The 26,883-nt window shown below is 38.8% G+C and carries 25 protein-coding genes; 5 read left to right on the plus strand and 20 right to left on the minus strand.

The window, feature by feature from the left end; genetic code table 11:
- Nucleotides 1-6: 6 nt before the first annotated feature.
- From FNLLGLLA_RS09080 to FNLLGLLA_RS09115, 8 genes are all read right to left on the minus strand, one after another.
- Nucleotides 7-411: an ExbD/TolR family protein gene (locus FNLLGLLA_RS09080; RefSeq protein WP_008602147.1), complete on the minus strand. Its 405-nt coding sequence runs from the start codon at nt 409-411 to the stop codon at nt 7-9.
- Nucleotides 408-1,019 carry a MotA/TolQ/ExbB proton channel family protein gene (locus FNLLGLLA_RS09085; RefSeq protein ID WP_008602145.1) on the minus strand — a complete coding sequence of 204 codons (612 nt, stop codon included), beginning with the start codon at nt 1,017-1,019 and terminating at the stop codon, nt 408-410. The genes FNLLGLLA_RS09080 and FNLLGLLA_RS09085 overlap by 4 nt, the downstream gene beginning before the upstream one ends.
- Before the next feature lie 311 nt (nt 1,020-1,330).
- Nucleotides 1,331-1,552, minus strand: coding sequence for a DUF2922 domain-containing protein (locus tag FNLLGLLA_RS09090; protein ID WP_174892378.1), 222 nt, complete (start codon nt 1,550-1,552; stop codon nt 1,331-1,333).
- A 223-nt stretch (nt 1,553-1,775) separates the two neighbouring features.
- Nucleotides 1,776-1,982 carry a DUF1659 domain-containing protein gene (locus FNLLGLLA_RS09095; RefSeq protein ID WP_009352393.1) on the minus strand — a complete coding sequence of 69 codons (207 nt, stop codon included), beginning with the start codon at nt 1,980-1,982 and terminating at the stop codon, nt 1,776-1,778.
- A gap of 225 nt (nt 1,983-2,207) precedes the next feature.
- Complete coding sequence (locus FNLLGLLA_RS09100; protein ID WP_174892379.1) at nt 2,208-2,954, minus strand: BUD32 family EKC/KEOPS complex subunit; 747 nt, start codon at nt 2,952-2,954, stop codon at nt 2,208-2,210.
- 460 nt (nt 2,955-3,414) lie between these two features.
- Nucleotides 3,415-4,290, minus strand: a complete 876-nt coding sequence (locus FNLLGLLA_RS09105) for a CoB--CoM heterodisulfide reductase iron-sulfur subunit B family protein (protein ID WP_008602138.1) — start codon at nt 4,288-4,290, stop codon at nt 3,415-3,417.
- Nucleotides 4,290-5,252 carry a succinate dehydrogenase/fumarate reductase iron-sulfur subunit gene (locus FNLLGLLA_RS09110; RefSeq protein ID WP_004698188.1) on the minus strand — a complete coding sequence of 321 codons (963 nt, stop codon included), beginning with the start codon at nt 5,250-5,252 and terminating at the stop codon, nt 4,290-4,292. Before FNLLGLLA_RS09110 ends, FNLLGLLA_RS09105 begins: the two co-directional genes overlap by 1 nt.
- 1 nt (nt 5,253) lies before the next feature.
- Nucleotides 5,254-6,972, minus strand: coding sequence for an FAD-binding protein (locus FNLLGLLA_RS09115; RefSeq protein ID WP_128114460.1), 1,719 nt, complete (start codon nt 6,970-6,972; stop codon nt 5,254-5,256).
- Between the two features lie 885 nt (nt 6,973-7,857).
- Between FNLLGLLA_RS09115 and FNLLGLLA_RS09120 the strand changes: the two genes are divergently transcribed.
- Both FNLLGLLA_RS09120 and FNLLGLLA_RS09125 read left to right on the plus strand, forming a co-directional pair.
- Entirely contained in the window at nt 7,858-8,532 is a 675-nt protein-coding gene (locus FNLLGLLA_RS09120; protein WP_004698139.1) for a response regulator transcription factor, read from the plus strand.
- Nucleotides 8,510-9,925 (plus strand): sensor histidine kinase, encoded by a 1,416-nt coding sequence (locus FNLLGLLA_RS09125; RefSeq protein WP_004694649.1) that lies wholly within the window; start codon nt 8,510-8,512, stop codon nt 9,923-9,925. The genes FNLLGLLA_RS09120 and FNLLGLLA_RS09125 overlap by 23 nt, the downstream gene beginning before the upstream one ends.
- A 167-nt stretch (nt 9,926-10,092) precedes the next feature.
- Here FNLLGLLA_RS09125 and FNLLGLLA_RS09130 read toward each other — a convergent pair whose 3' ends face one another.
- The 4 genes from FNLLGLLA_RS09130 to FNLLGLLA_RS09145 all read right to left on the minus strand — a co-directional run bounded on the left by FNLLGLLA_RS09130 (nt 10,093) and on the right by FNLLGLLA_RS09145 (nt 13,980).
- On the minus strand, nt 10,093-11,406 hold the full coding sequence (locus FNLLGLLA_RS09130) for a DUF445 domain-containing protein (protein ID WP_174892380.1): 1,314 nt from the start codon (nt 11,404-11,406) through the stop codon (nt 10,093-10,095).
- A complete protein-coding gene (locus FNLLGLLA_RS09135; protein ID WP_012864917.1) occupies nt 11,403-12,638 on the minus strand; it encodes a DUF445 family protein in 1,236 nt (411 codons plus the stop codon). Before FNLLGLLA_RS09135 ends, FNLLGLLA_RS09130 begins: the two co-directional genes overlap by 4 nt.
- A 95-nt stretch (nt 12,639-12,733) precedes the next feature.
- Complete coding sequence (locus FNLLGLLA_RS09140; RefSeq protein ID WP_174892381.1) at nt 12,734-13,435, minus strand: MBL fold metallo-hydrolase; 702 nt, start codon at nt 13,433-13,435, stop codon at nt 12,734-12,736.
- Nucleotides 13,436-13,623: 188 nt separating this feature from the next.
- On the minus strand, nt 13,624-13,980 hold the full coding sequence (locus tag FNLLGLLA_RS09145) for a winged helix-turn-helix transcriptional regulator (RefSeq protein WP_004694640.1): 357 nt from the start codon (nt 13,978-13,980) through the stop codon (nt 13,624-13,626).
- Nucleotides 13,981-14,420: 440 nt separating this feature from the next.
- Between FNLLGLLA_RS09145 and ygiD the strand changes: the two genes are divergently transcribed.
- Entirely contained in the window at nt 14,421-15,215 is a 795-nt protein-coding gene (gene ygiD, locus FNLLGLLA_RS09150) for a 4,5-DOPA-extradiol-dioxygenase (RefSeq protein ID WP_101928558.1), read from the plus strand.
- A 173-nt stretch (nt 15,216-15,388) separates the two neighbouring features.
- Here ygiD and FNLLGLLA_RS09155 read toward each other — a convergent pair whose 3' ends face one another.
- From FNLLGLLA_RS09155 to FNLLGLLA_RS09175, 5 genes are all read right to left on the minus strand, one after another.
- Entirely contained in the window at nt 15,389-15,931 is a 543-nt protein-coding gene (locus FNLLGLLA_RS09155) for a glutathione peroxidase (RefSeq protein ID WP_174892382.1), read from the minus strand.
- A gap of 31 nt (nt 15,932-15,962) precedes the next feature.
- Complete coding sequence (locus FNLLGLLA_RS09160) at nt 15,963-16,757, minus strand: hypothetical protein (RefSeq protein ID WP_174892383.1); 795 nt, start codon at nt 16,755-16,757, stop codon at nt 15,963-15,965.
- A 275-nt stretch (nt 16,758-17,032) separates the two neighbouring features.
- Complete coding sequence (locus FNLLGLLA_RS09165) at nt 17,033-17,692, minus strand: DUF542 domain-containing protein (RefSeq protein WP_174892384.1); 660 nt, start codon at nt 17,690-17,692, stop codon at nt 17,033-17,035.
- A 262-nt stretch (nt 17,693-17,954) separates the two neighbouring features.
- The gene (pta, locus tag FNLLGLLA_RS09170) at nt 17,955-18,953 is read right to left on the minus strand and encodes a phosphate acetyltransferase (protein WP_008602113.1); all 999 of its coding nucleotides are present in this window, start codon (nt 18,951-18,953) and stop codon (nt 17,955-17,957) included.
- A gap of 57 nt (nt 18,954-19,010) precedes the next feature.
- Nucleotides 19,011-20,225, minus strand: a complete 1,215-nt coding sequence (locus FNLLGLLA_RS09175; RefSeq protein WP_101928562.1) for an ATP-binding protein — start codon at nt 20,223-20,225, stop codon at nt 19,011-19,013.
- 345 nt (nt 20,226-20,570) lie between these two features.
- Between FNLLGLLA_RS09175 and FNLLGLLA_RS09180 the strand changes: the two genes are divergently transcribed.
- The gene (locus FNLLGLLA_RS09180) at nt 20,571-21,248 is read left to right on the plus strand and encodes a lactate utilization protein (RefSeq protein ID WP_174892385.1); all 678 of its coding nucleotides are present in this window, start codon (nt 20,571-20,573) and stop codon (nt 21,246-21,248) included.
- Here FNLLGLLA_RS09180 and FNLLGLLA_RS09185 read toward each other — a convergent pair.
- Both FNLLGLLA_RS09185 and FNLLGLLA_RS09190 read right to left on the minus strand, forming a co-directional pair.
- The gene (locus FNLLGLLA_RS09185; protein WP_004698196.1) at nt 21,226-21,501 is read right to left on the minus strand and encodes a helix-turn-helix domain-containing protein; all 276 of its coding nucleotides are present in this window, start codon (nt 21,499-21,501) and stop codon (nt 21,226-21,228) included. The genes FNLLGLLA_RS09180 and FNLLGLLA_RS09185 overlap by 23 nt on opposite strands.
- Before the next feature lie 469 nt (nt 21,502-21,970).
- Nucleotides 21,971-23,323 carry an NAD(P)-dependent oxidoreductase gene (locus FNLLGLLA_RS09190; RefSeq protein WP_174892386.1) on the minus strand — a complete coding sequence of 451 codons (1,353 nt, stop codon included), beginning with the start codon at nt 23,321-23,323 and terminating at the stop codon, nt 21,971-21,973.
- A 437-nt stretch (nt 23,324-23,760) separates the two neighbouring features.
- Here FNLLGLLA_RS09190 and FNLLGLLA_RS09195 point away from each other — a divergent pair, with 437 nt between their 5' ends.
- Entirely contained in the window at nt 23,761-24,948 is a 1,188-nt protein-coding gene (locus tag FNLLGLLA_RS09195; protein ID WP_174892387.1) for a MalY/PatB family protein, read from the plus strand.
- Nucleotides 24,949-25,163: 215 nt separating this feature from the next.
- On the opposite strand, the gene FNLLGLLA_RS09200 is transcribed toward FNLLGLLA_RS09195, so the two are convergent.
- Nucleotides 25,164-26,810 (minus strand): DUF438 domain-containing protein, encoded by a 1,647-nt coding sequence (locus FNLLGLLA_RS09200; protein ID WP_174892388.1) that lies wholly within the window; start codon nt 26,808-26,810, stop codon nt 25,164-25,166.
- Nucleotides 26,811-26,883 lie beyond the last annotated feature (73 nt).

Genomic DNA, 26,883 nt, shown 5'->3' on the forward strand with positions numbered 1-26,883 from the left:
CATCACCTATTTATTAACAGTGGCAATACTAATACTTGCAGCGCCGGCTAATTTCATATCATCCATTAATTCCACGACCTTGCCATAACTCAACTCCTTGTCGGCACGAATAAGGAAGTTTTGATTTTTATTCTCTCCAATTTTGGCTTTCACAGAGCTAATAAGCTGTTCTTTCGTCACATATCCATCATCAATCATCAGCTGCCCAGATTTTTCAAAATCAATTAAAACCGGGCGCAACTCTGCGGACTGTTGTGTTTTTGTTTTTGGTAGCATAATAGACAAGGATTGTTGTGGAATCGTATATATGGTGCTAATCATAAAAAATACGAGCAAGAAAAAGATGATATCAATCATAGGGATAATCATCAAAGTAGGCTTTTCTCCCTCCATACGGCTCATTCGTTTCATGCAGCATGCCCCCGATCATAAGAATCTAAGACACGAGAAAATGAATCTTCTAAACGAGATATTGTCATACGTACATGATGAGTAAACCCGGCATGAAAACACAATGCCACAATAGCCACGCAAAGACCAGAAGCAGTTGCAACAAGGGCTTCCCCCACACCACCGGTAATAGCAGTAGGTACCGCACCGTCAGCACCGAACACCTGAAAGGCACCAATCATACCCGTTACAGTACCAAGCAAACCTAATAATGGTGCTATCGTAACAATAGTAGAGAGCCAATCAAGGCCACGTGAAGCGTGTGTATAAACATGGGCCACCATATCTTCCATTTTGGATTGCAATACATTGCGATCATGACACTGTCCAAGCACGCGAGTTAGATTATACGAAATATTAGCTGTATATTTAGATTCTAAGCTAGTTAATAAGGATTGCCAGTTTATTTCGCTCTCTTCTAATGCATCATTCAGAGCAAACATTTCCCGCTTCAATTGTCGATAATAAGCTATACGTTCTATCGCTATAGCTACGGTTATGATAAGTGCCACTAGTAGCGGCCACATAACAAATCCACCATGTAAGAATAATTCCCACGCCTCTTTCATCGTAAACCTCCTTTATAAGTAGCTTAATTCTATATACTAATTTCCTACACTAACAAACTGATTATAAATAGACTATCCTATTGTAAATTGATAAATAAAATCACTTAATAAGTCTATCATATCATACTACATTTTCCAATCTTATATGTATAACAAGCACTTTAAGAGCATTATAATCTGTGAATCTGAAATAATTTTGAATTTATATCTCAATTAATACGCAAAAAAGCGACCAGGATTTCTCCATGATCGCTTTTATACTACCTTTAGATTATATTTGTACCTTTCTAGACTACATCATAGAAGCAGTACTATTGCAATTCAGTAGTTTGTGTCTTTACTTCACGAGCTGTAGTAAATGCTGCTAATTCTGCATCACCAGAACCAAGAATTACTTTATTAGCCACTAACGCATTAGCCGCTGTTTTAGCATCTTGTAAAGTAATTCCAGCACGAGGAGCACTAATTGTGATTGATGTGCTTTTACCACCGACCGTAGAAAATGTAAGATATACAACGCGTTTCTCCGCCATGTGGGCGCCTCCTTTCACGTTTCATAAACAAGTTCATCGAATCTAGATAGGCTGTAAACATGTTAGATTACAAATATACGTATCTTCGATTCATATCAATAAGGATGGGAATGTGTGGACTTGCTATTTCTACACCTCTTTACGACTATGTGAGGCTGTATGAAATCAGCAATTAACAATGTGTTTGGATCACCTAAAACAAGAATGAGTAGAAACTCTACCCTTAATGCCCTAAGGATACTTCATTGACGCGGACCACGTCGGACAAGCTGTGGTCATACAAGGCTGCCAGCGCATTACCAACGGTTTTCACATTATCGTCAGACGCTTCTTCTGCAACACGAGTATAGGTTACGTCTTTGTACTTCGGCGCATCTTCGGTACCGATGTTAAAACGCAACACCAATTTAGTGCGTTTAATGTTAGCCATCGTATCACCTCCTTTCACCCTCTTATATTCCTGAGGTCCTCATTCGACAACCCCTTTGCCGTTATTTAAGGTACTTATGGTGAAAGTAGCTGAACTCTACTTATAATATGATGAATTGAAATAGAAAAAGACCTCTACCAAGTGTTATCTAGAAACTTAATATTCTAGATAGCGCCAGTAAAGGTCTATAAAGCGCTCTTACTACGAGTACTATTCAAATCCATATTATTCGGTTTTCAAAGCCAATATAAAGTCATATGCTTTAACAGCGGCTTCAGTGTCCACAAAATGTAGAGGGTTTAACATACGACAGAATTTAAAAAGATATTCATGTTTACTCAAAATGTCTTTTATATGTAGCACTGTCTCACGGGCTGTACAAGCTGAGCTATAGCCATTCATCATAGCATATAGATACGAAATGGATAAATTATCCTCCCGAAGGAAGCTGTGAACGAAGACGAGTAAATCCCAGCCTTGCGGTGTTAACTCAGGCCAACGACGGCTATTCTCCCAATCGAGCAATGTGATCTTATCTAGTTCAGGCTCATAGGTAATGTCGCGCATAGCAGGACGGCCATGACTCAAGCCATAATCATGCAACTGACCTAATGTCTTGCCAAACATATAAAAAATATGACTTAACATATCCTGCAAACTATCATCCTCTGGATGTTGATCGGGCAATTGGCTATAATATGTTAACGTTTTACCACAAGCTTCTGTAACAAAATAATGTTCTCTAAAACCAGCAATAACAGGAGCTACTGGCAATTGCGTATTCACAAAAGAAATCTTGTAAAACTCATAATCAAAAGAAGCTCTAGGTGCGGGCTTAATCCAACTAGAGCGATGGTTACTTATATCCTGTTTTACAAAGTACTGTTTGTTGTTAAAATCCACAGAAAAAACACGATGTTCTGTCTCTTGATCAATCATTCGATCGATATATTCTAATAGCATATCATTCATTATTTCCCCCCGTATATACACTCTATAATGCTAATCGCCCTCTCAAAGCATAATAACTAGCATTTCCAATATAATATCTCCCAAATTTATATTGTATAATCTAGTATATATAGCATTATAATAATTTATGAATTACAACATATTAGCTATTACTCATATAAGTGTATACAATTTGTGTACTTATTATACTACAATTATCAATCGATATCAAAATCAAATTTATTTATAAAGTTAGTATTTTACTGTATTTATTTTACATTTATCGATTTATATATATTTCACGATTTATAATTCAGTACAATTAAATCCAAACCTATTACCATTAACATTACTAAAAATCTATTTATAGAAAAGAAAAACCCCCTAGCCTAAGCTAGGGGGTTCTTCTGGTAATTATGATAATAGGTTTAGATTCAGACTACTATATAGACCAACTCTGATCATGTCTAAATCAAACGAATTAACCTACAAATTTTGTCACTGCCGCAGTATCAGTTAAGTGACGTTTAGGCATACCCATTTCAGCAGGGGAAATGCCAAGAGCAAGACCTACTAATTGGGACATGTGTAAGATTGGCATATCTTTGCCGCCGCCTACAACTTCTTTAGCTTCTTTTTGGAACATATCAAGTTGCATTTGGCAAAGTGGGCAAGGAGTAACTACGCAATCTGCGCCTTCTGTAGCCGCATCTTTATTGATAGAGCCAGTCATTTGCATTACGGAATCATGTGCAGGGTATACTGCATGGAAACCGCAGCAGTCAAGTTTACGGGAGAAGTCAATTGGTGTAGCACCGATAGCGGAGATCAAATCTGCTAAGGATGTAGGCATTTGATAATCTTCGAAGCCCAATTCAGTTTGAGGACGAAGAATATGGCAACCATAGTATTCAGCTACACGTAAACCAGTTAAAGGTTTAACAACTTTAGCTTTCAATTTATCCAAACCGTAATCGCGGATCAATACCCATAAGAAATGAGTAATATCAGTTGTACCGCGGTATTGTTTACCGATTTGAGCTAATTTTTTGTTAACTTCGTTCTTTTCTTTTTCGTTATTGTCTAATTCATTTTTAGCTTCACGAAGCATCAAAGTACAAGTGTTACATACAGTTAAAAGGTTCAAACCTTTTTCTTCTGCCAATGCAATATTACGAGCATTTGTAGCAAGTGTAATTTCTGGAGCGATGTCTTGAACGTGGGACGCGCCGCAGCAAGTCCAACCGTCAAGTTCTTCCAACTCGATGCCTAATTTTTTAGCTACAGCAACTGTTGCTAAGTAGTCTTCTTTGGCAGCGCTTTCAAGAACGCAACCTGGGAAAAATGCGTATTTCATTATTTGCTTACCTCCTCAGCTGCTTTCATAAGTCTGCGAACACCATCAATACCGTTTACAGGTTTTTGAGGTACTACAAGTTCGAATGGATTGATTTTGCTGTGTTTCCACAAACGCAATGCATAGAATGCTTGTTTAGCGGAATCTACAACACCATCAGATTTCAAGCTCATAGAAACTTCTTTCAAGCGACCAGTTTTGTAAAGGTCCTCTTTGAAAGCAACTGCATGGCGAACGCCTTTGCTGTTAGTAAGACCAGCTTTTGTAGCTTCTTTACGCAAGTTGGAAATATCTTGAGCAGGTTTTAAGTGTTTAGGGCAACGGGAGATACAGTTCATGCAGTGAACGCATTTCCAAAGGCCATTGTCGAATGCAGGTTGAATGTGAGCCATAGGTGCATCATCACGGCTATCCAATACGAAACGGTTAGCTTTTGTGAATACATATGGTTCTAAGAAGTCATCTTGACGTGCAGTCAATTTGTTACATTCAGATGCGCAGCAACCGCAAAGAATACATTCTGTACCAGCAACGAATTTTTTGAAGTCAGCTGGAGTTTGGCGAACGATTTTGTCCCCTTCGTTGAATTCAGCTTTAAGGAAAATCCAAGGAGCAACTGTTTTCAAGCGATCAACTTTGGATTCCCAGTCAACAACTAAGTCACGGATAACACGGAAGTTACCAATTGGAGCGATTGTCAATTCGTCTGTGCCATAACGTTCTGTTAATTCATCGATTTTAGATTCACAGCCGAGCATCGCTTCGCCGTTTACACGAATGGAGCAAGCGCCGCAAACTGCGGAACGGCAAGCTGCCAAGAATGTCAATGTTGGATCTTGAGTATCTTTAATTTTTTGAAGGCCCCAGAGGATTGTACGGTCAGGTTCGTAATCGAATTTGAAAGTCTGTACAAACGCGCGACCTTGTTGGTAACGGTGAATATGGTAGGTGATTTGTCTCATCTTAGTACTTCCTTTCTTGTGGTTCGTATTTAGTGAACACTACGTCGCGTTCTGTTAATTCGTATTGACCGTCAGCACCTAATTTGATCAAAGAATGTTTTAAGTATCTTTCATCATTACGTTTAGGATGGTCTTCACGAATATGAGCACCACGAGATTCACGGCGGTGTAAAGCGCCCATAGCAATAGCTTTTGCTACTGTTAACATGGAGCCGATTTCACAATAGTTTACGAATGCCATGTTGTAAGTACGTTCAGGGTCACCTACATAGCAAGTTTTATAATCTTCAATCAATTGTTCGATTTCTTTTAAGGCTTCAGTAATACCTTCTTCATTACGGAAGATACCTACTTTATTCCACATTGCATCAGCCAATGCATCGCGAATTTCTACAACCGGACGACCGCCTTCACGGGATGTTACTTCTGTGAAACGAGCTTCCCAAGCTTTTGCAGCTGCAGCAAGTTCCGCATCTACGTTAGGTTGTTCATGTGTTTCAGCATAATCAGCTGCGCCAGCACCGGATACTTTACCGAATACTACGCCGTCTGCCAAGGAGTTACCACCCAAGCGGTTCGCACCGTGGATGGAGATACAAGATGCTTCGCCAGAAGCGAACAAACCAGGCAATTCACATGCACAAGTTTTGTAATCCACTACGTCGATACCGCCCATTGTATAGTGACATGTAGGACGAATAGGTACCGGTTGAGTCAATGGATCGCAATGTTCGAAGCACATAGCTAAGTCGCGGATACCATGAAGTTTTTCGATAATAACTTCAGGGCCCAAGTGACGAAGGTCAGCTACTACATATGCGTTAAGGCCAGAACCGAAACCACGACCTGCAGCGATTTCATCTTCGATGGCTTTCGCTACAACGTCACGAGATGCCAATTCCATTTTGTTAGGCGCATATTTTTTCATGAAACGTTCGCCTTCAGCGTTAAGAAGGTAACCACCTTCACCACGAACCGCTTCGGACATCAAGATACCAGTACGACCAAGACCAGTTGGATGGAATTGGATCATTTCCATATCTTTCAAGCCGTTACCAGCGCGGAATGCTGCTGCCATACCATCGCCTGTGGAAAGGAATGGGTTTGTAGTACGAGTCCAGAAGATACGGCCTGCACCACCAGTAGACAAGATAATAGCTTTCGCTTTAATTTGTTCTACTTTACCTTCTTTCATGTTCCAAACTACAGCGCCACCAACGTGACCTTCTGCAGATTTAACAAGATCTAAAAGATACCATTCTTGTAAGAAGTGTACGCCTTCTTTCAAGCATTGTTCGTAAGTTGTGTGCAAAATAACGTGACCAGTTTTATCCGCAGAGTAGCAAGTACGTGGATAGGATTGACCACCGAAGTTACGTTGCGCAATTTTATTCTCTTCAGTACGGGAGAATGGAGCACCCATGTGGTCCATTTCAAGTACGCCTTCTGGACAACGAGAGCAGAAGAATTCGATTGCATCTTGGTCGCCAAGATAGTCAGAACCTTTTACAGTATCGAAAGTATGAGTTTCAACTGTATCTTCAGCTGCAACGTTGTTCAAACATGCATTTACACCGCCTTGCGCCATTGCTGTTGCAGAGCGAGTTGGGAAAATTTTAGTAATAAGAGCTACTTTTAAGCCTTTGCGACGACCTACTTCAAGAGCCGCACGCATGCCGGCGCCACCGCTACCTACTACTAGAACATCAAACTGTTCCATAATGACCTCCTCATAACTACCTATTAATAAGAAACCTGTTAGACTATCTCATTTCAAAAACTTATAAAAATTTTTGATAACCTAATCATTTTTCTTTCAAGAAAAACCCCATACTTATGCGATTTTTCTTATTTCTTTACCTATAATTATAGAGAGCATTTCAGGTCATGTCTAAACCCTATTATGCATAATTAATTTTGATTAATCTAATTGATAATTTATTTCACTTAGCATTTTTAAGGTAAAAAGAGGAGTCAAAAAATTACCTATATGAATAATTTTTACAAGAAGTTAAGGATTTTACGAAAGTAGTTCGGTTCCGAAATTTTTCTATATTTTTATTTCCTTTGGTATCTATAGAATTCGCATAAACACTAGCTTTTTAATTATTGCTAACCATTCCTAATAATTAATATCCATTAAATTCCTACTAAATTTACCTCGAATTTAATCATCGAAAATTATCGTATTTCTCCGTTCATAACAAGCATTTATTTCTGTGATAATAATTATCATAAGTTTTTTTAGTGATTTATCGCACATCATCTAAAATCGATAAAATCACCCTCATCTATGCGCATACGGCAATCTTCGATATAGTTAGATTTTATTCATTAGCAGAATTCATTAAGTTTCAGTCTTTCACCATTTTTAAGGCTTTCAAAAATGAAGAAAAGTCTTGTAAACTCGCATGTACATTCATCTTTTGCTCATTACTATTGTATAAGGTATGATAATAGATAAATAAGTTATATAATATTATATATATAGTCACCTTATATGGTGTTGTGGCTTTCAAAAAAAGAAAGTTTATATATATATAATGACTATAATTAATGTAGTTGGAGAGCTATATTTTTAAATCATACATAAGGAGAACAGAGAATGAAAATTTTACTTGTAGAAGACGAAGAAATGCTGAATGGTATCACGGCTAAATATTTACGTGCAGAAAATATGACAGTTGATACATGCTTCAATGGGCAACAAGCGATCGATTACGTTAACACATCTAGCTATGACGTTATCGTAATGGATATTATGATGCCAATCCTCGATGGTATCAGTGCTCTTGCACAAATGCGTAACGACGGTAATACAACACCTGTATTGCTTTTAACAGCAAAGGATTCCTTGCAAGATAAAGTTACAGGCCTTAACACTGGTGCAGATGATTATCTTGTAAAGCCTTTCGATCTTGAAGAGTTAACCGCTCGTATTTATGCATTAGCTCGTCGTAATGCGCGTCATGCACAAAACGATATCCATGTAGGTCCACTTACCATCAATGTTCCTCAACGTACTGTTAAACGCGACGGCGAAACAATTACATTGACTGCAAAAGAATTCGACCTATTATTCTATTTAGCAAGTAACGAAAATATCGTATTATCTCGTCAACAAATCCTTGACCATGTTTGGGAATACGATTATGAAAGCTACTCTAACCTTATCGACGTATACATTAAAGATTTGCGCAAGAAAATTGATACTGATGAGAATGTAAAACTCATTCAAACGGTTCGTGGAGTAGGGTATGTCCTCAAAACAGAAAACTAATGATCCTCACCGAGATCTAGATACCATGTCTGGGGCAGCCACCGATTTATTTAATCGGCTGCCCCTAACCTTTAAAATTATGTCTTGGTATACCATCTTTTTGCTTATCATTTTGATGGTTGCATCCGCATGGATTTACGCATATACACATGAATCCGATAACAAAGAAGTGCGCGAACGCTTACAACAACAAGCGATGATTATGGCTACGGATATTCGCAAGTTTAAACCGTACCAAGATAATACATTCTTCTTTGTATCAACTCAAGACGGCTATATTATTAAAGGCGCCTTGCCAGATGGGTTTCCAAACCAAACAATCCTTTCCTTAGGCCAAGTTGGTGAAATTGCTGCTGGTGATGATACCTTCTACTACTACGATACACCGGTTAACGAACCGAACTATCGTGGTATTTTGCGTGCTGTTACAAAAGTAAAAACAGCCTCTAAAAAGACGGAAAACCTTTTATACAGCTTACTGTTAGGGAATATCATTTTCTTACTAATTTCCTCCCTAGGCGGTTATCTTTTCATCAAAAAAGGACTTAAACCGGTCCGAACCTTGACGAAAACAGCTAAAGTCATCGGTAAGAACAACGACTTGAGCCGTCGTATCGACATTCCGGCTCGCACAGCGAGAGATGAAATCTACGAACTAACTACAACATTTAACCGTATGATTTCAGGTCTTGAGGATTCTTCCAATCGTGAAAGACAATTTAGTTCTGACGTATCTCACGAGCTACGTACACCAATTGCCGTTATTAAAGCAGAAAGTGAATTTGCTTTAAAATACGGTCGTACGGAAGCAGATCTACGGGAAGGTTTAACACATATCTTAGAGCAAGCTAAGTTCATGACTAACCTCGTAAGCCAACTGCTTGATGTAGCCCGCCTTGAAAATGCACAAGGTCTAAGCTTTGCACCTGTCAATGTATCATTGATGTTATCCAATATGGTCCACGACTATACAAGACTCTGTACAGAAAATACAGATAAACAGATTACGATTACATCTCATATTGAGCCTAATTTACATATGAATGCTCACGAAGTATCATTACGTCGAGCTATCACAAACCTAGTGGACAATGCCATTAAGTTTACAAACTCTACTATTGATATTTCGGCTAAACTCGTAGGCAGAGACTTAGTCATTACCGTAACAGATAATGGTATTGGCATCGAACCTGAAGCTCTAGATCATATTTGGGATCGTATGTATCAAACGGAACAATCGCGAAATAAAAAATCTAATCACGGTATAGGTTTAGGCCTCTACTTTGTAAATAAAGTTATTAACTTACACCATGGTACAGTAACGGCCACGAGTGAACCCCAAGTAAAAACTACATTTACCGTGCGATTGCCGTACAATACAAGGGAAGAATAACATAAAAGGGACTGACCAATGGTCAGTCCCTTTTCTATATCAATTTTAATCCAAAAGCCCATAATGTAGAATTAATTAAACCATAAAAAACTAGCATATAGAAGCTCCTTCTATATGCTAGTTTTTGTGTATTTAATTTTAAAGCAACTTATTATAGATAATTAACTTTAGCCTACAAATTGTTGCCAAAACGGCATATATACATATTCTAAGAAGGTCCATACAAGCAGACCCGCTACAGCACCAACGATAGCACCATTAATGCGGATCCAGCTGAGATCGTCCTCCACCTTAGATTCAATAAAGTAAATAAATTTATCTGTACTGAGGCCACCTAATACTTGACGTATGATAGTTTCAATGAGGTCATACCCTTGTTCAAGTACGTAGTCGCCAATATCGTGTAAGGTTTTTTCAATACGATTTCTAAGATCGTCCGATTGACCGTATACATTCCATAATTCAAGAGCAATATTAACTAAAACCTGAGCCGGAGTCTCTCCGTTTTCATCCCCTACGAGCAATAGTTCTTCTATATAAGGGCATAAATGGTTTTCGATAACAGATTCCCAATCTTGTTCGCGAATCCAGCGTTCCCACGCTTCGTTAAGAGCATCGCAGACTTCATGGTTCTCTTCAATATTACGAATAGGTTCTACCCATTGTCGCAACCAAGCAGTTCGTTCGGGGCTATTTGGACGCTTCCAACTTTCCAGCATCGCATAGGCCTCTTGAACAATAGCCTCTGCCATTTCTTGATAGTTTACTACATCGGTAGCTTCGGACATAGAAATAAGGAAATCAGACCAGAAGCCTTTTCGCTTTTTCTTATGTGCCTCTTCTGCTACGACAGCGGTAAGCCAAGTAACCATAGCCGGATGATTAATCCGTTCTTGAATCACGTTTAGAACTTGCACAACCATACTTTCATAGCGATTATGCTCACATAAATCAAGTAATACGTGTTTCAAAACGGGCACGAGAGAATGTTGTTGAAGCAATCCACGAATGCGTTTTGCCCCCCATTGTGCCCATTCTTCATTAGTTTGAGATTTCCATAAAAGGTGTAGTCCTTGATGAATCACAAGGCGTGCTGCTCGCTGCCCCTCAGGAGACAACAAGAACTTCTCAAACAATGGCACAAATTGCACATTTTTCAATAATACTTTACAGCGCTCCTTGGTAAGCATCTTCGTCTCTACAAGTTTAATGACACCATTAATGAGGCGATCTTTATTGCGAGGAATTAGCGCTGTATGATATGGGAAGCCTAGTGGCTTGCGAAATAAAGCCGTTACAGCAAACCAGTCAGCCACACTGCCGATGAGGGCAGATTGAACAGCCCAGTACAACGGTTGATACCAACTTTCATGGCCAAAGAAAAATTGTCCTACAAAAGCAAAACAATACAATACGGCAGTCAAGCCTAGAATGCCATTAGCACGCTGTTTCAAGGTAAGGGATTTCAAATAACTAATCATTTGAGCACCCCCTCTACAATGATGGTCAAACCGTATAAGATGCCGCCAAGGACAGCGCCTATAAGGGAACCATTAATACGCACCATTTGAAGGTCATAGTACATTTTGCCGCGAACAATTTGAGTGATTTCATCAGGCGAGTAACGAGATAATTCCTGACCTACCACACTGTCGATGAGCGGGTTCAACTTCTGCAACCACGGAATACTACGCAACAAGAAGAACCGCTCAAACGGCGCCTGCTTGTCTGGATTCAACAAAATTTCGGTGCCAAGCACATTAAAGCGATCTATAACGATGTCCATGAGGCGTTTCCAGTCCAATGTATCCCCATCGATAAGTTTGCCTTCCCATTCTTCAAGAACCATTCTAATCCACTGATTTTTATGTTCTTCGATGAAAGCTTGCCATTCTGTATTGGTTTCTAGGTTATTGAAGAATCGAATCGCTTGGCCCCATACATAGCGCCCCAATGCAGAATCAATAGATTCATTTTCCTTCAAGAACTGAACAGCTTTTTTCTGTACCGTTTCTACCAATCGTTCTGGTGAAAGTCCATCTCCACCAAAGGCGATAGCCAATTCGCGAAAGAAAGAATCCTTTGTATAAGTTTTCATAATGTCTAGCATGACGCGATACAAATACGGATATACCTGATTTGATGCGATAACACGCTGACATGTGCGGTTAAAATAAAGCCAAAACACGCTTGCTGTGTGACGTTCTAGCATACAACGGCCAAAGAGAATAACGAGGGGTGTTGCTTTCCAGTTTGTAACCCCCTTATAAATGGCCTTATTAATCTCTTGGCGCATCGGTTCAATATCCATATGAGATAAAACTTGATTGCCCACACCGTACAAGAGATTTCTAATTTGAACTTGTCCCACATCGCTCATGCCGTATTCAACGATACGGACCATAACGCGTTCTTTTTTGATAGCATAATACATCTGTGGCACGCGCAATAGCTCTTCGCTGAGCATAGTGCGGCCTATCTGAATTAATCGTTCCTTACTGCGCGGCAAGATTGCCGTTTTGAAAGGAATGCCTAAAGGCTTCGTAAAGAGAGCCGTTACTGCATACCAGTCCGCGAGGCCACCTATCATAGCTGCCCCAGAGATATGCATGATAAAGGCCCAAAATGTATCATGTCGCTGCGGATATGAAATTAAAAATATAATAGCCATGACAACCAACAGGGTGGTTGCCACTGGTTTAGTTTTCATCATCACTTGATCCTAACTTACTCAATTACGCATATAGACTGTTCCTATATAACGTAGTGACCTCGAGGTCTACGGACTTTCACACTTATATCTACAATCTAAAATGTAGCCTCATCGCCATCTTTTTGAGGTTCCCAAATCGGCACCTCCCCAAAGAGAGCTTTAAAGTACACAGACGGTGTCCATAATGGACCATTCAAATGAATTGGAATAAAGGCTTTATTCACCTGTACACGGCGCAAAAATTCAATACTACCCCACTCCATAGCGTCTTCCAAACGATTGTCGACAGGGAACATCGCTACATCTACGGACAAACCATCTAATTCCTTGAACTCACGCCAAGCCATGCGCTTTGCATCCGCATTATTTTCTGGCGTATCACCAAGCCAATGCCACCAATTAAGGTCGCCTGCATGGAAAATAGAGTCAGAGTCGATATTCACCGTATTTGTCTTTATGTAAAAAGAACCACCTTCATCGGTGCTGCCATACATATGGATGCCTACATCATCTAATAGTGCATCTTGACCAGGGCGCATGGTAATACATTTTTTTACTTTGCCCTCTAACGGCACATCTTGATGGCAAATATAGCGCGTTTGAGGACCATCAAATTCCGTAATGGATGGGTTAAAGTGATCTCCATGAGTGTGACTTACGAAGAACCAAAGTTCACGACCTCGTTTAGCCAACTGCCAAACAATATTATTAGGATCCTTATAATAATCAAATACATAGCAACGCTTACCATCCTCTACAAGGAATCCGCTATGCGCTAAAAAAGTAACATGTAACATTATTATCAATACCTCTGATTTATTGAGAATTTATATCATTCGTATTTTTTATTATACCATATTTTTCTAAATGCATGGCATAAACAAATGGCTATTCATGACACATATAAAGGACTTTTTTTAAGACTTATCAAATATATAGTGCCCCATATGTATCATAATAAGGGCAGAAATGCCGCTGGCATTTCTTAGATGCGGCCAGCGGCTTTCATATAGTCGATATATTGGTTACCCCAGTTTTCAAGGGAAGCTAATACAGTTTTAAAACCAGCTCCCACTTCGGTAAGGCTATATTCAACCTTTGGTGGAATGGTTCCATATACTTCACGATGTACAAGGCCATCATCTTCCATTTGGCGCAACGCTCTTGTAAGTGTTGCTTGTGTGATTGGATGTAATCTCCGTTCTAATTCACGGAAGCGCACAGGACCTTCAGATAATTCATGCATAATCAACAAAGACCATTTGCCAGCCAATAACTTTTGACTCGTTGCAAAAGGACATCTGCCAACTAGATCATGAACATTTACGAGTTGCTCTGCCATTGTCATTCTCCTTATATATCTAGCTTAAGTAGCTTGTTATAACAAAATTAACATCTATAACTAAGCTACTCTTTATAGCTACATTACAATTTCTATTTCGGTATTAGAAATATTTCCACTTAATGTAGTTCAAATCATATCACAATTTTTTAGAATTGCAAGTATTTTATAGTATCATTTTCTAGGGTACAAAAATTTTTGAAAATATTTTAATCAGTAAATATCACAATTCTATCATATTTGATAGTACCTATCTCAAATAATTCTACTATTCAAAATATTTGCACCAATATATAATAAACTTACTAACTAAATACAATTATCGGTTGGTGAATCAATAACTATTAGATTTAGTCATCAACATTTATAGCTAAACAATTGTATCAATTTTACAGCATTAAACAGATTACACATTATCAATTGAAGGATTAGGTGATATTATGAAACGCATGCCTACACTATTCGTCGGTCACGGCAGCCCTATGATGGCTTTAGAACATACAGAAACAACAAATACTTTCAAAAGTATAGGACAAAATATAATTAACAACTATGGCAAACCAAAAGCCATACTTGCCATCTCTGCCCATTGGTATGCAGATGACACCTATGTTCAAAGCGCAGAGAACCCAAAGCAAATTTACGATATGTATGGATTCCCTCAAGAACTTTACGAAGTTGTGTATCCTGCAAAGGGTGACAGCAATTTAACAAAAAAAGTACAAAAATTACTGGGTAACTCCGTTTCTATAAATGACACTTGGGGTATCGATCACGGCATGTGGACTGTGTTAGTTCACATGTTCCCTGATGCATCGATTCCCGTTGTCCAACTATCTATCAATAAATACCTAAGCCCAAAAGAAGCCTATCAACTAGGAACAAAGCTTCAGTCATTACGCGATGAAGGCTATCTTATCATGGGCAGCGGTAATATCGTTCATAATCTAAGACGCATAGAATGGGATAATCCATCCGGCACCTCTGCCACAATTGAGTTTGACCAATATATTTCTAAGGCAATCTTAGAAAATGATGTAGATACTGTTGTTAATTACACATCACATCCTCATGCAAGCTACGCAGCACCTACACCAGATCACTATCTACCATTAATCTATATTATGGCCGCTAGCGAAGGGACAAAACCGACTGTATTTAATCAAACCTATAATTCGGGCTCCCTATCGATGACAGGATTTATCTTTGAAGATGAGCCTCAAAACATACTTTAAGCCCATAAAGATACAAAAATCTCCTAGGAAATTTTATTTCCTATTCACATAAAACCTTACATTACTATGTATAAACAAAAATAAATAAATATATATGTATTTATTTATTTACACAAAAGAACCGCTAGTTACAAAAACTAGCGGTTCTTTTCTTTACCATACTAATGACTCTACTAAATAATTTTTTTAATGAAAGTTTCCATTTCCATCGGTTTTACAACAGGCTCGAAGCGCCCTACCACATTACCTTTACGATCTATAACAAACTTAGTGAAGTTCCACTTTACCTCATCGTCCTTTAAATAATTAGGATCGATACCATTGAGATAATCTGTAAGCATTTCAGTTTTATCACTAGGTGGGAAGCCTTGGAATGGTTGTTCCCGTATCATGTATTTGAAAAGGTCTAATGCACTTTCATCGCGTACATCTGCTTTCCCCATAACGGTAAAAGTAACACCGTAATTCAATTTGCAGAAAGATTGGATTTCGTTATTAGAACCAGGTTCTTCCTCTCCAAATTGATTGGAAGGAACAGCAATAATTTCTAATCCTTGCTCTTTATATTGCTTATAAAGAGCCTCTAGACCCTCATATTGGTGAGTAAATCCACATTTGCTCGCCGTGTTAACAATGATAAGAACCTTACCTTCATAAGTTTGTAAGGATTGTAATTCACCAGACTTAGTAGGCAGGGAAAATTGATATACAGACATGGAATCTCCTAATTTAAATTAAAAATCTTTATTACACTAATAATGTTTTCACATCATAATTAAATTTTGCCGTTGTTTCCGCCGCAGTTTTTTGCCATTCTGTTGTTGCTGTACCATCTTTTTCAAGGAAGAATCCAGAGTCAAGATAGCGAATAATAATATAGTTGGAATCCTTTTGATCAAAGCCATTACCGCGGGAGAAATCGATACCATGGCCTGTATTACGCGTTACGATAGCTTCCAACAAAGGCAACGTAATAGCATTCAACGTAATTTTCATATCACATTTGTCGAAAATCTTTTTAAAGAAAGAACTAGGTTTTTCTTCTTTATATACTAATAGTTTACTAATTGTACCATTAGATGCACACACTACGCGACGAATCTCATTAATAGGAATCTCCATCTTGCCATTTGAGATAACACCGTTTTTAATAGTAATTTCTCGTTTCCCCATGTAGGAGTAATCTAGTGGCAATTGAAGAGTGTCTAAATTTGCGGGGAAGTCCGCTGTCAATTTATGGCGAGCAAAGGCAGCAATGATCGCTTTAGTTTCACGAATGTTGTGACCAGCATTAGATTCCTTATGGTCAGTATCTAAATCTTGGCCTTCAATATTTTTCCAATTATGGTCTCTAAATATAATCGAATAGTTACTATTTGAATTTAAATATCTTGTAAGATGAAGCTCATTTACATCATCAAAATCAATGTCAGTTATAACTTGTCCATTCGAATCTTTACAGAGTACACCATTGTAACTAACCGTCAATATACGATCCGTACTTTCAAAAACAACAGGATTTGTGTCGAATACAGAAATCATAGCCCTCTCCTTTTCACGACTTCAAACATACCTACACCTGTATATATCAAGTGCATTTACTCAATATATTGATTAAATATATTAATCAAATATAGTTAATTTAATCATACACCTTCTATATGTATTTACGCAAATGAGATATTTTCACCATATATAGTTACAAACTCATAATTTTTAAGATAACAAAAGACACCAACCATTCGATTGGTGTCTTTACTACATACAAGGAGCCATTTTGCAATAGCTCCTTGTCATTATACAGATGATATTATAATCTATTTCATGTCAAACAAAACAGAGTTTTCTAAGAAAATATGTTCATGCAGGCCTTCTTCTAAGGCTTTCATGGTCTTAAATACATACACATAAGTAGCACAGCCATCTGCTGGTGCTGTGTACTGGTTGGTCAATGCACTTAAGGATTCCAAAAGTACACCTGCAGCTTCATGTTCAGCCCGAAGTTCTTCAAAGTCTACGGGTTTACCCGCTTTAAACTCAGGGAAGTCTACATGCTCTTCATGCCGGAAATGAGGTACAAGAGCGGATTTAAGTTGCAAAAAGATTTGATAAATCTTTGTCAATTCCTTACCATGATGGTCATAATGTACATTTAGCAGTTTTGCCAACCCTTGGTCAATTTCATCAATCATATTTAATTGTTCTCGATGGTAATTATGAACGATGTAATCAATCAATTGGTCTTTAGAATAGCTAAGCACCTCTGCACGAGAAGATTTCTGAGCAACTTGTACATCATTTAGCATAGCAATGTATGCATCCACATCTTTACCTTTTTCTGCAATAGCCTCCGCTAAAGGATGTCCGCCACCACAGCAAAAATCAATTCCATCTTTTGCTAATACATCCATTAACTCTGGATTTACTTTAACCGCATCAGCTACGGTCATGGATTTATTAATAGTCCCAAAACTCATAAGATACACCTCCAATGGTTTACGCCGATCTATTTTCTTATAGTTATACTATACGACCAACCATGGATTCTGTCTGTCGCAGTGGCTACGAATTTGAAAGTAACATGACAACAATGGTAACGCTGTAGAAAATAACATGGCGTGATGAATATAAAATATATGGATATATGTTGAACATACAAAAAGCTGGCCCTATAGAGCCAGCTTTCAGCATATCAAAACATACATGACATATGTGTATATATAATTATGTAGGCAGCTATTAGATACTTTCAACAGCAGCGATAGCAGCAACGTCTACAACGTCTTGAGCAGAGCAGCCACGAGAAAGGTCATGAACTGGTTTAGCCAAGCCTTGAATCAATGGGCCAAGAGCATCAGCGCCGGAGAAGCGTTGTACCAATTTGTAACCAATGTTAGCAGCTTGAAGATCAGGGAAGATCAAGATGTTAGCTTTACCAGCTACGTTGGAGCCAGGAGCTTTCTTTTCTGCTACGGAAGGAACGATGGAAGCGTCCAATTGTAATTCGCCGTCAAATTTGAAATCAACGTTGCGTTCTTTCAAGATGTTAACAGCTTCAACCACTTTATCTACTTCTGGAGTGGAAGCGGAACCTTTTGTGGAGAAGGACAACATGGATACGCGAGGGTCAGCCATGCCAACAACTTTGCGAGCTTTTTCTACAGTGGATTCTGCAATATCAGCCAATTGTTCGCTAGTTGGATTAGGCAATACGCCGCAGTCAGAGAATACTAGCATACCGTCGTCGCCATATTCTTTTTTGCTTGTGAACATGAACATGGAAGAAGATACAGTTTTAAGACCTGGTTTAGTACCTACAACTTGCAATGCAGCGCGCAATACGTTTGCTGTTGGGCAAGCGGAACCAGCAACCATGCCATCTACTGCGCCAAGGCGAACAAGCATAGCGCCGAAGAACAAGCAATCACCTTTCATAGTTGCATCAGCCTTTTCAGGAGTCATACCTTTTTTAGCGCGCAATTCTACGAATGTATCAACCATTTCTTGGTAACGATCATAGTTGGCTGGATCGATAATTTCAGCACCTTCGATGGATACACCAACAGCTTTAGCAGCCTCAGCGATTTCAGCAGGATTACCAACGAGTACAGGTGTTACGAAACCTTCTTTCAAAATAATTTCAGTTGCTTTCAATACGCGTTCATCTTTGTATTCTGGCAACACGATTTTTTTACCTAATGGTTTTACTTGGTCTTTTAATTTTTGAATTAAATCCACGATTTTTGCCTCCTTAACATTGGCTTTACGCCATATCAATACTATTATTATAGCAAGTTAACGACTCTCTAACAACCATTCTAAAACATTTCGTTGTTGAATTCCGTCGTAGTTGGCATTTTTATTTAGTTCATCTAAGGTGAGCAAAAACTTAGAGTATTGGTCTTGTACCGCCTCAAGCGGTGCTAGTTCTCGGCTCAAAGTATTAGAGTCAAGTACGGTCTCACTAACTTGATAATATTCGGTAATCCCCCCTTTTTGTGCTACAAAATCTATTTCACCCTTAGCCAGTTGCCCTACATATACGGTGTATCCTCGTCTAATGAGCTCTAGAAAAACGATATTTTCTAGTATATGACCTGTATCACGACTCGCATTCCCCACTAGCAAATTTCGTAATGTTACATCAACACTATAATACTTTGCATTGATACGTAGTAATTCTTTACCTCGTACGTCATAGCGATTTACCTTATATAACAACAAGCTATCCTGTAATCCTTGTAAATACCGTTCTACAGTTTTATTATCGATTTTTCGACCTGCACTAACGAGAGAGTTGGCTATTTTATTTGGTGAAAGTAAACTACCAACATTCGCCATAATATACCGCACTATATCTTGTAAAATTGTGACATCATTAATTTTCAATCGAGCCACAACATCATGCAATAACAAAGTATTATATAATCCACGTAAATATTCTTGAATATCAAAGTCTTCGCCCCCTAATTGCTGAGTATAAGGGAAGGAACTTTCACGAAGATAGGCCTCATAGGCAGGAATCAAAGAATACTGATTACCCTCATACTTGCTATGGTAAAACTCACTGAAGGACAATGGCAACATCTGAATTTCCACATATCGTCCAGTCAATAATGTGGCGATATCAGAAGACATAAAGTATGCATTGGAGCCCGTAATATATAAATCTGTGTTCTCTTTTACAAACAAGCTATCTACGACACGATGAAATTGATCTACATGCTGAATTTCATCAAGAAAAATGTAATTCGTTTCATTAGGCTGCATACGTTCTAAAATATATTGATACAACGCATGGTAATCTCGCAAATGCTCGTATTCCAATTCTTCAAAATTAATGGAAATAATCTGTTCAGGCTTCACATTATCTGCCAATAACTTATCTTTAAACAGCCTAAACAATGTAGATTTACCACAACGGCGTATGCCTGAAACGACCTTAATAATAGGCCGCTCTCGATTACGCCGTAAAAAATCTAGATATCCTTGGCGCTGAATTAACTTCATAAGGGCCTCCTCATCTATGTACCTTCTCATAGATGGAACCCATGTATTAGTAATATCAGATATCATATCACTTACCTAATAAATTTGGATTCCATTCCAACTTCATATTAATTTTATCATAAAGTTGGATTTCACTCCAAATTTTTATTATTTTAAGCATAAAATTGGATTAGATTCCTAAAGTTTTACTTTAAATTTAAACATACAGCACTTCAATTAATGTTTATCTATGAACTACATACCAATAATTGAACTCTTTACACATAATACGCTACAATAATAAAAACAAAATACGGATAGCCAAATGCCAATTTATATTCCTTATACACCCATTTAGGAGGTCTTATGGCGAATACAGAGACAACAATCAACGCTGTTATACATCCAAAATACAATGACACACCTATAGACATAGAGAAAACAATTAAAGCCTTGGAACGCAATAATTTTGTAGTCCATTATTTCGAAACTGGTACTGAAGCTATTTCCTATTTAAAAGGTCGTATTCAAAATAAACGTGTAGCCATCGGTGATTCTCACACCTTATTGGAGCTCAAGGTTCATGATGTCTTAGCCCAGGTCAACGATGATATAACAGATATTCAACGTCCCCTTCCTGGTGAAAGTTTCCGCGACACCGCATTGCGTACCATGGGGCGTGATGTATTCCTTACCTCTGTAAACGCTCTTGCTCAAACGGGAGAGATGGTTAATATTGATGGTACGGGTAATCGTGTTGCAGCCTCTTTATTCGGCTCTCAAGAGGTATTCTTTGTGCTAGGCATCAACAAAATCACGCCAGATTTAGCTTCCGCCATCTATCGCGCACGCAATGTAGCCGCTCCACTCAACAGTAAAAAGAATAAAAAGAGCTCTCTCAATCCATGTGCTACATTAGAAGAAAAATGCTATGACTGTGGCTCTCCTGACCGCATATGTAACGCATTAACCATTTACTATAAAAAGATGCGCAATATGCAAACCATGGAAGTCATCATCATTAATGAATCTTTAGGCTTCTAATAGCTTGAGGTCCATTCAAAAAATCTTGTACACTCATTTCTCCGAGTCCGTATACAACCCGATAAATTGTAGACCACCTCGGATCGATAGAACCACTTTCAAGATCACTAATATAAGATTGGGCTAGACCAGATTTATCTGCTAATTGATACTGGGTCATTCCCAATTGTCTGCGCCAAAGTAAAATCAATACGCCAAGTTTATGAATTTCTTGTCGAACTTGTAAGTCTTGACAACATACGATAGGATTCATGCCAACCTCTATCTACTTTCTCCCTCAACACATACTTATGCCTTTACTATACGGCTAGGCTCAGTCAGTGCCTAGTAGTAGTTGAAATGCAATAACACAAAAGCCTTAACAAAAACTAATGTCTAAATCAGTTTAGTTAAGGCTTTTTACTATGTAGATTACGTTGCGTAGGATTTCATCATTTCGTGGAATTTTAGTATATATAAAAATTATTATCATTAAAAATACAGTGAATAAATTAAAAAATACAGGTATTATCTATATATTACCATTTCTATACAGCATTCATACATTATGCATACACTTGATTTATAAAATCACCTAGTTCTATTAATACTACAAGAAGACTATACGATGTATAGTAAATACGCAATATTGTTAACATACATTGAGAAATAATAAGTCTATTAACAATACAAAAGGACTATACGGTTCAACTGTATAGTCCTTTCTATGTATTTATATAAGATTATTGAGTAATGCTTTCTTGTGCTTTTTTGATTTCCATGTATTTAACCATACCATCAACAGCTTTTTTAGCTTCACGCATCGCTAATACTACAGTAGCTGGTTTATGTACAACGTCACCGCCTGCAAATACGCCTTTACGGTTAGTCATGCCATAAGGATCTTCAGATGTAATAATATAACCTTTTTCATCTACTTTTAAGTTATTACCTTCACCTACAAGACGAGCATTTGGTTTATGACCTGCGGCGATAATGATTTTATCAACAGGCATTACTTGGAAGTTACCAGTGCCGTGGATACCTGCACCATCTTCGTTAAGTGCCATCACTTCGTATTTGAAGCCTTCTACCTTATCTGTACCTTCTACGCCTACTGGAGAAGCGAACCATTGGAATTGAACGCCTTCAGCACGAGCTTCTTCGTATTCAGACAACAAGGCTGGCATTTGTTCTTGACTACGACGATATGCTACAGTTACCGCTTCGCAGCCTAAACGGACGCATGTACGAGCCGCATCCATCGCTACGTTGCCACCACCGATGATGATAACACGATCGCCTTTTTTAACAGGAATTTGATTTTCATCAAGTTCCCCATTTTCTACCAATTGTACATTCGTCAACAAGTACATTGCTTGGAATACACCAGGTACTTCATCGTTTTCCATGCGCACGTCTTGAGGAATATGCGTACCAGTACCGATAAAAATAGAGTCAAAACCTTCAGCAAAGAGAGCATCCAAAGTTTTATCTTGACCAATAAATGTATTACATACGAATTTAACACCTAAACCTTCAAGACGAGCGATTTCACGACGTACAACGGCTTTGGACAAGCGGAATTCTGGAATACCGAATAAGAGTACGCCACCTGGTTCAGATTGGCCTTCAAATACAGTTACCTCATAACCGAGTTTAGCCACATCACCAGCTACGGACAAACCTGCAGGACCAGACCCTACTACCGCTACCTTACCAAGATCTTGTTTAATCTTCTTAGGTTTGCGAAGTTCATTGATGCTTTCAAAGTCAGCCGCGAAGCGTTCCAATTTACCGATGTTAATAGGCGGTTTTTTCGCCTTATTCATGATACAGTTGCCTTCGCATTGATTTTCTCGTGGGCATACGCGACCGCAGATAGACGGTAAATTTGTTCGTTCCGCCAAGATATCATTAGCTTCACCAAAATTACCACGTGCGATAGCTTGGATGAAACGAGGTATTTCGTTTTCAATAGGACAGCCCATACGGCACAAAGGCTTTGGACAATTTAGACAACGTTTCGACTCTGCGAGCGCTTCCTCCATCGTATAATCCGCATCAAAATGTAGTGGTTTTAATTCGTTACTCATGGCACATGCCTCCTAACAAGGATCCAGTACTATACTTACAGCGTTGCATGCACCTAAGCATTCCGATGAGCCCTCTCACATAGGGATGCCGCCACATGCTGCTAACATTTATCTTTTGTAACCATTTGATAGACGTGTGGTCACTGGTCAGACTCACACTATTCTATAGTATATTCTAAATTGTGAAAGTCCCAACAGTCAAGCAAATATAGCACCTTTTGTATACGAATATAGCCCCTATTCATGCAAGGATTGCATAGATTTTATACAAGTCCATTTACTTATAATAGGATGCATGTATACTGATAATAGATACAGTAATAAGAATTAGAGATACACCTTACGGAATAGAAATATCTATTTTGTAATTGAATATATACATACATATAAGAATTAAAGATATAAAAGTCAAGGTATATCCTTATATGAGGTTTCTTATGAACACAGCAGAATTCACTAGCAAATACTATATAGACCGCCACGGTTCTCATTCCCGCAAATGGGACGGTGAGCACTTAAAATTCAGTCGCACCGACCTATTACCATTATGGGTGGCAGATATGGACTTTATGCCGCCTCAGTGCATCCAAAATGCCATCTGTAGCTATGTGAAAGCCAATCCTCTAGGTTATACTATGACAAATCCAAATTATATAAAGGCGGTCATAAATTGGTACAAACGGCGTCACAACTGCGGCATTGAACAGGACTGGCTCACTAGCGCCCCCAATGTCATTACCGGTATTATGTGGTGTATTGGGGCTTTCACAAAACCAAACGATTCCATCGCCGTTCTAAGTCCTGTATACGGCGCCTTTGATACGAGCGCTAGCGATGCACAACGTCAAATCATCGCTGTTCCTATGATGCGTAATAAAGATAATCGCTACACCGTAGATTACGATGCATTTGAAAATGCTATCACCGAACATGATGTGAAGCTATTCATTCACTGCAACCCACACAACCCTGTGGGCCATGTGTGGACGGAAGAGGAGATGGGCCTATTATTTGGCATCTGTAAGCGCCACCATGTGCTCATCATAAGCGACGAAATCCATCAAGACCTCATTACAGGCCCAACAGCCTTTACATCATCCTTAACCGTAAAGAGTGGAGCCTATGTAGATAACATGATTGCCATGTCCTCCTTGTCCAAGTCGTTCAATATGGCTAGCTTGCACCACGCAGAGGTTATCATTCCTAATGAAAAGCTACGAAGCCAATTCAACACCTATAAAGCTCATGTATACCATACGGACTCAGACGTTATTGCCGAAACTGCCATCACAGCAGCCTACACTCACCCAGAGGCCGAAGCATGGTTAACAGATGTACTGGCCGTCGTTCGTGAAAACTATGAATATCTGTACCGAGAGCTTTATACGGCATTACCCAAAATCCGCATCAGCCCTATGGATGGTACCTATTTAGCGTGGATTGATTTTGGTGCCTATGTAAAGTCCGAAGATATGCACGACCTATTTGAAAACAAATGCCGCCTCGCACCTAGCTTTGGCGAATGGTTCGGAGGTGAAAGCTACGCAACCTTTGTACGTCTGAACTTAGCTACAAGCCTAGAAAATATAAAAACCGCTACCCACAGCATTATTAGAAATATTTAACATATCAGCTATATTAAGCATAGTAATTCTATCCAATCATACTATCCCCTACACAACTGTAGTACATACAGGGAGGTATGTGCGGTAAACTATAAGGCATACAAAAAGGCTACTCTACCATCAAATCGTGTAGAGCAGCCTCTTTTATATATGTCTTACTTTTCTATATATGTCTCATATATGTTACCTATTCAGGTTACCACATATATAGGGTCTTATTTAGTTCTAGCAAAATGATCTTTTGCAAATTGCATGTCTTGTACGAGTTCCAATGTACCAATATAGTTATTGTTTTGGTCACGAACAGCCATGTAATTAACATAGAACGGACGACCTTGTTTTTCAAGCCATACAGCTACATTGTCGCGATCACCTTTACGGAAGGAATCAATGATACCACGTACGATTGGTTCTACCTTTGGCGGATGGCAGGAATACACATCGCGACCGATAGCTGTAGTAGGGCGTTTGAAGACCTTTTCACCATCGTTGAAGTAACGGTTAATGTCTTCGTGATCAACGAAAGTTACTTCCATTGGCATTGTATTAAGCATGGCATTTAATTGATCCACAGTCAAGCTACCACCGATTAGAGCAATGGTATTATCATCGCCACTTGCTTTTGTTGTTTGTGTTGCTAATGCGGTTTCAGCCTCTGTCCAAGCAGTGCGTTTTACCCCAAAGATTTCTTCATACTGTGCTGTATCTTTGTAGATTTGGTACCACTCTTCAGTGCTGAAGTTTTCTGCACAGATTGGGAACAAAATATTTTGTTCTTTATAGATCATTTCTTGTGCACGTGTAAGAAGCTCATCAAAACGTCTATACCAATCATCTACGCTTTGGCTAGACTTAGCTAAATCACCTAGTTGGTCTCGAATATCACCATCAACAGTCCACATAACCATAGATGGACCAGAAATATCATAGGCTACTTTCAAATGCGGATACAAAAGGTCACCCTTCTTAGCATAGTGAACAGATACTTGACGCACTGCATTTACATCATCAACGGTTGCCGTTTTATCTGCCACCTTAGGTCGAATAGATTCAATTAACGCATCAAGAGCCTTGTTTTCCTCTGTTAATTGATGGAGTGGATGTCCTACAGTTTCAATTAAGGACACCACACTTTTACTCTTCTCTTGAGCCTCTAACACAGCCTCAACCTTAGCATGTTCTGACTCCATTTGTTCATGAATGGTAGAACCGTGGAACAAGGCAGAGTGAAGGTCACATAATTGTTGCACCTCAGCTAACGGTGTACCTTCACGCATGAGACCTTGCTCAGCTTTCATAATTTCACTAGCCTCAACATGGGCGAATTGACTAGCAAAATCTTCACGAACGGCACCAAGCTCTTCGCCCGTACCTAACCGTTTCAGGAATCCTTTAAGTTGCTCTACACGTTCGCTATCTTGAACAGCATCTTCAGCCTTAGCTTCGGAATTTTCTTCCGTGTTAGCTTTCGCTGTAGTAGATGCTGCTGCACTGGTTTCTGCTGCATTTGCTGCAACTGTGCTAGATGCTACCTTAGCAAATGCGTCAGTAACATTAGACTTTGTAGCCACTGCAGTAGGCGCTACGCTAGGATGATCCGTAGCTTCCGCATCATCACCAGATAGATTTGGCATTTCACCTTCTAAGGTAAAACCAGCTTTCATAAAAGCACCCACGATATCGATCATGGATACACCTTTCATCTTAGCCCCTTTTGGGATAGTCATGATTTTGCCAACAGAATTCAACATCACCTTATTTGTGATTTCGCTGAATCCTAATTCCTTCATAATATCTGTTACTTCAGGATATTCTTTTACCAAATCATATACAGATTTGGATAAATCTAATTTCTTTTCCATTTTGTTCCCCTCGTGTCAAAATCTTTATAATATACTTACTGATATTAATGAGCCCTTATACGTAAAAATCTCG

It is taken from the genome of Veillonella parvula (assembly GCF_902810435.1).
Classification (GTDB): domain Bacteria; phylum Bacillota; class Negativicutes; order Veillonellales; family Veillonellaceae; genus Veillonella.